Origin of the sequence: Streptomyces lancefieldiae, from assembly GCF_031845825.1 — a bacterium.
Lineage (GTDB): Bacteria > Actinomycetota > Actinomycetes > Streptomycetales > Streptomycetaceae > Streptomyces > Streptomyces lancefieldiae.
Window position 1 is genome coordinate 1 of record NZ_JAVRFH010000123.1, and the last position, 6,928, is coordinate 6,928.

A 6,928-nucleotide genomic window follows, 5' to 3' on the forward strand; every position below is an offset into this window, starting at 1 on the left:
GGGATGAGGTCTGGCAGGGCCAAGGCGGCCATGCCGCTGTCGGATGCCGCGGTGAGTTCCTGATCGGCTTCGGCTGCCGTGACGGCGCCCATTTCGCTGCGCGGGCGTGGGTGTGGTGGCCGGGGCGAAGCGCTGCCGGCGCAGGGCCTCGGCCTTCTTCGTCTCCTCGGGCAGTCGGCGGGCCCGCGCGGTGCGGGTACGGCGCAGTTCGTCGAGTTGTTCGGGGGTCGCGGCGTCGGCGAGGTGGGCGGTACCGAGGTGGCGGCCGGCCAGGTCGCAGATCTCGATCTCGTGGTCGTGGTGGGGCATGTGCCGGATACGGACACTGCGGCCTGCCTGGCCGGACATCCAGGCGCCGACGTAGTCCCGGCCGCGCCAGCGCACCCCGTGGCTGCTCAGCTTCCGCACTCGGCCGTCGTCCTCCAGCGTCAGCCCCCACAAGGCGGCCTCGGGGATATCCGAGAGCGGCGTGGGGTCAGCGTGCCATGCCTCGATCGGAGTCCGGCCGGCCAGGTCGGCGAGGCGGTGCTCGGTGTTCCACCACTGCGTCCAGTCGAGGACCTCGGCGGTGAACTCGGCGGAGGTCAGGGGCACAGGATCGTCAGGGTCAGGCTTCTTGGCGCGCCGGGTGGGGCGGCTCCACCGTTGCACCGAGGGGAGGACCGAGGGTTACCTCCCTCCGTTCCGGGTGTGGCCCGTCGGTGCAGGCCAGCCCCAGCGCGCAAGCCGCCGGCGGACACCGACACCTCCTTCTCCGCGACAGCCGGAAACGGAGAACCTGTTACACACGGCGGCGGGCGACACCCCAGTTGGGGTGCCGCCCGCATGGTCGGCCTGTCAGGGCCGCCGGGGACCGGTCAGTGGACCGGGGACAGGAAGGCAGCGGCGGTGGCCACCACGTCCGGGCGCGGGATGATGGACTTGCAGGGTCACGAGCGGGCGCGTGATGGCCGCCCGGGTCTCGTGGCTGGCGTCCCGGAGCTGCTCCACTCGTTCGGCGGGGGCGCCCTCGAAGCGGGCGGCCTCCCGGGTCCACATGGCCCGGCGATGGTTGGGAAGCCGACCGCTCTACCTTCTGGGTTCAGCCACTGCGGTCGAGCCGATCACGCGCCACATCTCGAACTTCCTCCCACGTATCCGCACAAAGCTGTTCTAGAACGCCCCTGGGTGCTCTCTTGTGGCGGGCAACGGCGAGTCTGACCGATTCGTCAGAGTCTGCTGCCAACGCGGTTAGGAGGTCGGGGGTCAGCTTTCGCTTGCTCGCCACCATGGAGCGCACCTTTGGATCCGGGTCGTTCGCCAACACCCGGAGAATCTCCAAAGGGACTGTTTTGTTATGCGCTACCCAGAAACGTGACTCCGGGTACCGGGTGATGATGTCGCGCCAGACAGCAGGGTCTGCTGAATCCGAACTCGCTCTTCCGTATTCCTCCGGATCATTACTGAAGCGCAGCCTGATGAATTCTTCGACCGACTCGATCACTTTCCCACGCCCCTCAACTGACTCCAAGGAATGAAGCGGCCAGTCTCTCCCTTCCACTTCCCGACTATGTAGGTACCATAGCGGTCCGCATCAGCGATCCATTCGAGTCCCTTCTTGGTCTCTCGATACACCTTGAAGGCCGACTGACCATGTCCAAATACGTCGGCGGTCCACCACGTCCCGTCCGACGCACTCTTGTAGAACGTGGTCTTAAACGGACCGCCCTTCATGATCTTCGAAGCGCCTTGCGCAGTGAGCGTCCACAAGCCGCGTCCAAGAACCTCCGCGCCCTCGGCGGCCAGGCGCTTGCCGCCCCCTTGGATAGGGAAGGGCACCATGGCGCCGTACATACCGATGTTGTATGCCGGCGGGCAGATGACCTCGGCTCCGCTGAGGTGGCTGAAGGTGCCCAGAGTGAGGCCGTCGATGAGGCCGAGGCTCGTCTGCCCGGTGACCTCGATGGCTTTGTTCGTGACCTTGTCGGAGAGCGCCTTGGCCGACTGAGCTGCGGGAGACAGGGTGGCAGTCTCGCGGTCTTCCTTGTCGCAGTTGTTGTTAAATCCCCAGTTGCCTGTGAACAGGTCCTTGAGTTGCGTGGTGACGCTGCACATGCCGCTGGGGTCCACGCGGCTGGTTGGCATGTTCTCCACGTAGGCGTACGGCTGCGCGAAGGGTACTTCCGGGTCGGGTGTGTACGGGTCGGGGCGGGTGAAGCGGCCGGTGACGGTGTCGTACTGGCGGGCGCGGAGATCGAGGTAGCCGGTGGTGGGGTCTTGGTAGACGCCGGTGTACGAGGGTGTGGTTTCCGGGGCTCCGGTGGCCTGATTGTCCAGTTCTCGGTTACCGAAGGGGTCATAGGCCACGCGCTGGTGAACCGTACCGGTGCTGCCGGTGACGTCCAGGGGCGAGCCCAGGGCGTCGTGGGTGTAGAAGAACAGGTCTCCGTCGCCGGTCTTGCTGCCGGTCTCAGTGGCGGCGACCTGGCCGAGCGGGTCGTACCGGTAGGACTGCGCTACCGCGAAGGTGTTGTACTCGGTGGCCAGAAGAGGCAGCGGGGCGTTGATGTCCCATTCAGTTCCCTTGTTGCGGCCCATCCACTGGGTCAGTACGAGGTTGCCTTCGGAGTCATGCTTGTAGACGTGGCGGATGCCGTCGAGGGTGGCTCCGGAGATCTGGCCGGCCAGGTCGTAGGTGTAGGTGTCGGCGCCCGCCATTGTCTGGTTGCCCTCACCGTCGTATTCGTAGTTGGTGGTGGTGGAGCCCGTGGTGGACGAGGTGAGCTGGTGGGCGGCGTCGTAGGTGTAGCTGGTGGCCGTCGTTCCCAGCGTTGAGGTGAGGCGGTTGCCTGCCTTGTCGTAGGTGTAGCTGGTGGTGCGGGAAGCGGCGCAGCCGCTGACCTGCGGCTGTGGGGCGCAGCCGGAGGTGATGCGTCCGGCCTTGTCGTAGGTCAGGTTGTAGCCGCCTGCGGGCACCCCGGCTCGGGTGGTGTCGATGCGGGTGGGCTGTCCTGCCGGGGAGAGTGTGAGGGCGGTCTTGGTGACCACCGCTCCTGCTTTCGTGGCGTTGACGGCTGTCAGGCGTGCGGCGGCGTCGTAGGTCCGGTCTTCGATCAGGGTGTTGGGGAGCGTGGTGCGGGTGAGGTTCGCTTCGGCGTCGTAGGTGTATTTGGTGGTGGTGGAGTCGGCGGCCATGGTGGTGGTGCGGCCGTCGGCGTCGTAGGTGTAGGCGATGGTGGTGCCGTCGCCGTACTTGCGGGTGAGCATCTGGCCTGCGGCGTCGTAGGTGTAGGCGAAGCCGCGGGTGTTGGTGAGGCGGCCGGCGTCGTCGTAGACGAAGTCTTCGGTGCGGACGCCGTTGTCGCGCAGGGTCATCTGTCCGGCGGCGTCGTACTGGTAGGTGACGTCCCGTGTGGTGTCGGAGTAGTCCACCTTGGTCAGCAGGCCGCGGGCATCCCAGTTCTGGGTGGTGGTGCCGCGGGGCGTGGTCTTGGTGGTGAGGTTGCCGTCCGCGTCGTAGGCGTAGGACGTCGTGCGGTCGAGCGGGTCGGTGACGGAGGTCAGCCGCTGTGCTGGATCGTATCCGTAGGTGGTGGCCTGCCCCGTCGGGTCGGTGCGCCGGGTGCGGTTGCCGGCCTTGTCGTAGCCGTAGGTCGTTTTGCCGCTGTCGGGTGCGGTGACCGAGGTCAGGCGGCCGAGGGCGTCGTAGCCGTAGGCGGTGGTGCGCTGTGCCGGGTCGGTGACGGACGTGACGTTTCCGAGGGCGTCGTAGCTTCGCTTGGCGACGTTGCCCAGCGGGTCGGTCAGGCTGACCGGTTGGCCGGCGGCGTCGTAGCCGGTGGTCCAGGTGTACTTCGCGGGGGTGGCACCGGAGGTGTTGCCGCGGGCGGTGACCATCCGTACCTGGCGGTCGTCCTCGTCGTAGGCGTAGGTGGTCTTGTGCCCGAGGGGCGTGGTGACGGAGGTGCGGTTGCCGTCGGCGTCGTAGCCGTAGTCGGTGGTCCTGCCCAGGGGATCGGTGACGGTCGCAAGGAGGTCGGCGGCCGTGTACGTGTACTTGGTGGCCTTGCCCAGCGGGTCGGTGATCTGGGTGACGTTGCCGTTGCCGTCATAGGCCGTGGTCGTGGCGCGGCCCAGGGGGTCGGTGACCTTGGTGGGCCGGTTGAGGCCGTCGTAGGCGGTGGTGGTCACCGCGCCCGTCGGGTCGACGGTCTTGGTGAGGTTGCCGGCCCGGTCGTAGGGTACGTGGTGGTGTACTTGGCCTGGTCCGCGCCCGAGGCGTTGCCGTTGGGTGAGGTGACTGAAGCGAGCCGGCCTGCCTTGTCATAGCCGTAGGTCGTCTTCCCGCCGGCGGCGTCGGTCTCAACGGTGACGTTGCCGTTCGCGTCGTAGCCCGTGGTCTCGACGGATCCGTCGGGAGCGGTCACCGAGGTGAGGCGGTTGAACTTGTCGTAGCCGTAGGTGGTGACCCCGTCGGCCGCGTCGGTCACCTTGGTCTGGTTGCCGTTGGCGTCGTAGGCGTAGGTGGTGGTGTTCCCGGCCGGGTCCGTCGTCTTCGCCAGCCGCCCTGCGGCGTCGTAGACGTTGGTGGTGGTGTACTTGGCCGGGTCTGCGCCGGAGGCGTTGCCCCGCGGGTCGGTGGTGGTGAGCAGGCGTCCTGCCGCGTCGTAGGTGTAGGTGGTCTTCGCGCCGGACGGCGAGGTGCGCGAGGTCAGGTTGCCGTTGTCGTCGTAGCCGAGCGAGGTGACCTTGCCCCCGGGAGAGGTGGAGGTGACCACCTGCCCCAGCGTGTTGTACGTGAAGGAGGTCTTGCCCGCTGGTCCGACGATGGAGGCCAGCCGCCGGGACGTGTCGTAGTTGTACGTTGTCTTGTTGCCTCGCCCGTCCGTGTGGGTCGAGACGTTGCGGGCGGAGTCGTACGTCCATGACTCAGTGACGCCTGCGCTGGTGCGGCTCAGCAGGTTGCCAGCGGAGTCGTAGGTCAGGGTCGTGCGCCGTCCCGCCGGGTCGGTGACAGCCGTCAGGCGCAGCTTCGCGTCGTACTGGTATGAGGTGATGTTGCCGAGCGGGTCGATGCGGTTGCGCAGCACACTGCCGTGGTAGAGGTCGGTCCAGATGCCGCCGGCCGGATCCTGGTAGTCGGTCTCCAGCGTCTCGCGGGAGAAGGTGGCCTTCTTCCCCGCAGCGTCGGTGTGCTCGGTGACGCGGCCGCTGCCGTCGTACTGAGCCTCCATCGTCGTGCGGCCAGCCGGGTCCGTGACGCGGGCGAGCCGGTCGTCGGCGTCGTAGGCGTACAGGGTGGTCCCGCCGTCCGTTCCCTTCACTGACGTGAGCAGCCCGCCGGTGTAGCCGTAGTCGACGCTCTGACCGCCGGGAAGGTCGACTGCTTCCAGGAGATGGGTGGCCGGATCGACCGTCAGCTTGGCCATCCGGCCGGCTGCGTCCGTCACCGATGTGAGGTCGGTGCCTGAGTAGGCGAAGGTCAGGCCGACACCGCTGGCGTCCCGCCACCCGGTGAGCCGGCCCGTGCCGTTGAAGGTGAGCTTCTCGCGGGTGCCGCTGGTGAGTGTGAACCCGTTGGTTGCGGAGCCGGTGAGGGTCGCGGTGACGCCGAGGGAGGAGGCCGTGTAGGCGCCAGAGGTGGCGTCCTTGGTGAAGGTGATGCGCGCACCGCTGTCGGCCAGGTAGACGACCTTGGTGTCCGATATCTGAAGGCGCACGTCATAGGCGAGGGACCAGCCCTTGCCCAGGGCCCCCGAGGCAGTGTTGTTGGACGAGTACGTCCGCCGCAGCGCGAACGGCACACCCGGAGCGGACAGCTGGGCGTCCACCGCGGCTTCCGCCTGGGCTCCGGTGGCCGTGTTGACCGGGTCGCCGATGTAGCCCTGGAAGGGCAGGCGTCCCGTGGTGTCCAGGCAGCCGCACCCGTACAACTCCGCGACAGGCACCGTCACCGGCCGGCCCTGGGCCGCGATGTTCGGGCCCTTGGCCTCAGCGCTCCAGTCGGTGGCGCAGCCCTTGCCGTTGGGGTCGGAGTACGTTCCCCGGTCGGCCGAGACAGCGATCTTGTAGTAGTACTCGACGCCCTGGGTCAGGATCGTCGGGTCGTCAACTTCCCAGTTGAGCGTCTTCCCGGAGTCGTCGCGCGAGCCGCCCGGGTCCGAATCACACCACGCTTTGATCAGCTTGTTGTCCGACGTCCGGTAGAGGGCGCGGTAGATCGACTCGGTCCCGACGGGGGTGTCGAACTTGGTGTTGCCCCACTCCACGTCGAAGCCGAACCACTTGTGCGGGGCGACCCGCAGGTTCGTCGGAGCTCCCAGAGCCGCCGCTGCGGCAGGCGCCCGGTCCTGCTTGATGCCCTTGGCGTCGGGCGCTGCGGCGTCGCTTGTGAGGGTCCGGTTTCCGGGAAGGCTGATGCTCGCCCCCGGCTCCTTGGGCCTGCGCAAGTCGGCGACTTGGGCGCGCCGTTCCTTCAGCGTCATCGGACGCTCCGGTTTCAGCGGCTTCGCCGCTCTGACCGCTAGAGGCTCTTTCGCCACGTCGGCCCGGCTTGCTGCCGCAGCCACGCCCCCCACCGCCGTAACGCTCCCACCCAGCAACGCCAAGAGCGCCGAGAGAACTATCGACAATCGCGCGGTACGCACCGCTTCCCCTTCCCTGCCTTCACATGGAAGACACAAGATCTACAAAGGGGAGACAGGTATCACTCGCGTGCATGTGCACGCCAACGATCGGTGTGGCGCATGTCCATAAACGGAGGAAGCCAACCGAAGCAGCGCCCGACGCAACCACGCTGCTGATACGGCCAATGACCATGAAGACCACAACACCAACAGAAACCCGGCCACCGGACTGCGGGCGCCACTGCGCCCGCTGGGCAGTCCGGGAAGATCGGCTCAATCTCATCGACGAAGACAGACAGCAGCCCACGCGCCTGCCTGCGAAG

The 6,928-nt window shown here is 67.3% G+C and carries 4 protein-coding genes; all 4 read right to left on the reverse strand.

What is annotated here, in order from left to right; all coding sequences use genetic code 11:
* A partial coding sequence (locus tag RM812_RS40240) for a Mu transposase C-terminal domain-containing protein (RefSeq protein ID WP_311585670.1) occupies positions 1-594 on the reverse strand: 594 nt, incomplete at its 3' end.
* 487 nt (positions 595-1,081) lie between these two features.
* Positions 1,082-1,483, reverse strand: coding sequence for a hypothetical protein (locus RM812_RS40245; protein ID WP_311585672.1), 402 nt, complete (start codon positions 1,481-1,483; stop codon positions 1,082-1,084).
* A complete protein-coding gene (locus RM812_RS40250; RefSeq protein ID WP_311585674.1) occupies positions 1,480-4,170 on the reverse strand; it encodes an RHS repeat-associated core domain-containing protein in 2,691 nt (896 codons plus the stop codon). The genes RM812_RS40245 and RM812_RS40250 overlap by 4 nt, the downstream gene beginning before the upstream one ends.
* The gene (locus tag RM812_RS40255) at positions 4,167-6,464 is read right to left on the reverse strand and encodes a DUF6531 domain-containing protein (protein ID WP_311585676.1); all 2,298 of its coding nucleotides are present in this window, start codon (positions 6,462-6,464) and stop codon (positions 4,167-4,169) included. The genes RM812_RS40250 and RM812_RS40255 overlap by 4 nt, the downstream gene beginning before the upstream one ends.
* Between the last annotated feature and the right edge of the window lie 464 nt (positions 6,465-6,928).